Origin of the sequence: Corallococcus sicarius (genome assembly GCF_003611735.1) — a bacterium.
Lineage (GTDB): Bacteria > Myxococcota > Myxococcia > Myxococcales > Myxococcaceae > Corallococcus > Corallococcus sicarius.
In genome coordinates this window covers 1-1,645 of record NZ_RAWG01000609.1, presented here as the reverse complement: position 1 = coordinate 1,645, position 1,645 = coordinate 1, and the positions used below count along the sequence as shown (strand labels likewise).

The window sequence follows — 1,645 nt, the reverse complement described above, 5'->3', positions numbered from 1 at the left end:
GACCCGCGCCGACCCGCCTCTGCCCCGGGGGACACAGGCCCCCAAAGCCTGCCCGCCTCCCTACCCGGCGAGCGGGAACAGCCGCCTCGTCCCGGAGGGCACGCATCGTCCCGGGGCACCGCGCATCTCTTCAGGTGTGGGGGGAGCGCGCCCGTCCCCCCGTCCGGCAGACGACATCGTGTCCCTTCCCCGGACCTGAAATTCCAGGCATGGTGAGCGCAGTCGCCTTACCTTCAAGTCGAAGTGGTTGGGGTAGTGGTCCCAGGTGCAGGCGGAAAACTTCGCCGGAGTTGCGTGACGTCGTTGATGGGCGTAGGAACGCAAAATCTCCGGGGGGTTGGTCAGGGGTGATCATGGTCGGCCTCGTCATCGCATCGCATGGACGTCTCGCGGATGAGCTCGTCTCTACCGCCGAGCAGATCGTGGGCAAGCTGCCCGCGGTGGCGACTTGCAACATCGAGCCGGGGGCCCCTGTCGAGGACCTCCGCGCGAAGATGAAGCTGGCCGTGAAGACCGTGGACGAAGGGGACGGCGTCATCATCATGGCCGACCTCTTTGGAGGTACCCCCTGTAAGGAATCGCTGATGATGTGTCAGCGGATGAATCTGGAAGTCCTGGCCGGCGTCAATCTGCCCATGCTGCTGAAGGCCAACTCGCTCCGTTCGGAGCAGATGGACCTGTCGGACATGGCCAACCAGCTGGCGTCGTACGGCCAGCGCAACATCACCTGCGCATCCGCCCTGCTTCGCGAGGCCCAGCAGCAGCCGCGAACTTGACGGACCCGCGCGGGTCGGCGATTCGAGACTGCTGTGATCACCCTGGTCCGCGTCGACAACCGCCTCATCCACGGCCAGGTCGTCGAAGCCTGGCTCCCCCACCTCAAGGTGTCCCGCGTGGTGGTGGCGGATGATGAGGCGGCCTCCAGTCCCCTCATCCGTGCCGCCATGGCGCTCGCCGTCCAGAGCGCCATCGAGGTACTGATCCTTCCCCTCGCCCAGGTGGACTTCGCCGCCCTGTCCAAGGACGGCGTCCGCACCCTGGTGCTCCTGAGGGACGTCGCTTCCGTGCCCTTCGCCTTCCAGCACGGACTGGTGATGGAGCAGCTCAACCTGGGCAACGTGCACTTCGGCACCGGCCGGAGGCAGGTGTCGCCGTCCGTCTTCCTGGCGGAGGGTGAGCTGCAGGCCCTCCAGCAGCTCTCCGAACAGGGCGTGCGCGTGGAGGCGCGCGCGGTGCCCGCGGAGAAGGCCGTGGACCTGCCCGACCTGACCGAGCGCTGGTCGAAGGCCGGGTGAGCCGGTGAACGTCGGCTGGACCCAAGTGGCGCTCGCGTGTCTCTGGGGCGGCATGGTGGCCGTGGAGCGCAAGGCGTTCCTGCAGGCCATGCTGTCCCGGCCCCTGGTGGCCGCCACGTTCATGGGCGCGCTCCTGGGGGACGTGGGCAGCGGCCTGTCCGTGGGCATGCTCCTGGAGCTGTTCTACCTGGGCACCGCCAACCTGGGCGCCTCCCTGCCGGAGAACGACACGCTGGCGGCCACTGGCACCGCCGCCGCCGCCGCCACGCTGACGGCCGCCACCGGCGCGGGCTCCACGCCGGCCATCTGGTCGCTCGCCGTCCTGCTCTTCATCGGGCTGGGGCGGGTGG

Annotated in this window: 3 protein-coding genes; all 3 read left to right on the top strand. The window is 68.8% G+C overall.

The genetic code is table 11. From position 1 onward, the window contains the following. Positions 1-353: 353 nt before the first annotated feature. Complete coding sequence (locus D7X12_RS41190; protein ID WP_120612770.1) at positions 354-776, top strand: PTS sugar transporter subunit IIA; 423 nt, start codon at positions 354-356, stop codon at positions 774-776. Positions 777-809: 33 nt separating this feature from the next. Continuing rightward, positions 810-1,295, top strand: a complete 486-nt coding sequence (locus D7X12_RS41185) for a PTS sugar transporter subunit IIB (RefSeq protein WP_120630545.1) — start codon at positions 810-812, stop codon at positions 1,293-1,295. A gap of 4 nt (positions 1,296-1,299) precedes the next feature. Then, the coding region (locus D7X12_RS41180; RefSeq protein WP_208719626.1) for a PTS sugar transporter subunit IIC at positions 1,300-1,645 on the top strand (346 nt) is incomplete at its 3' end.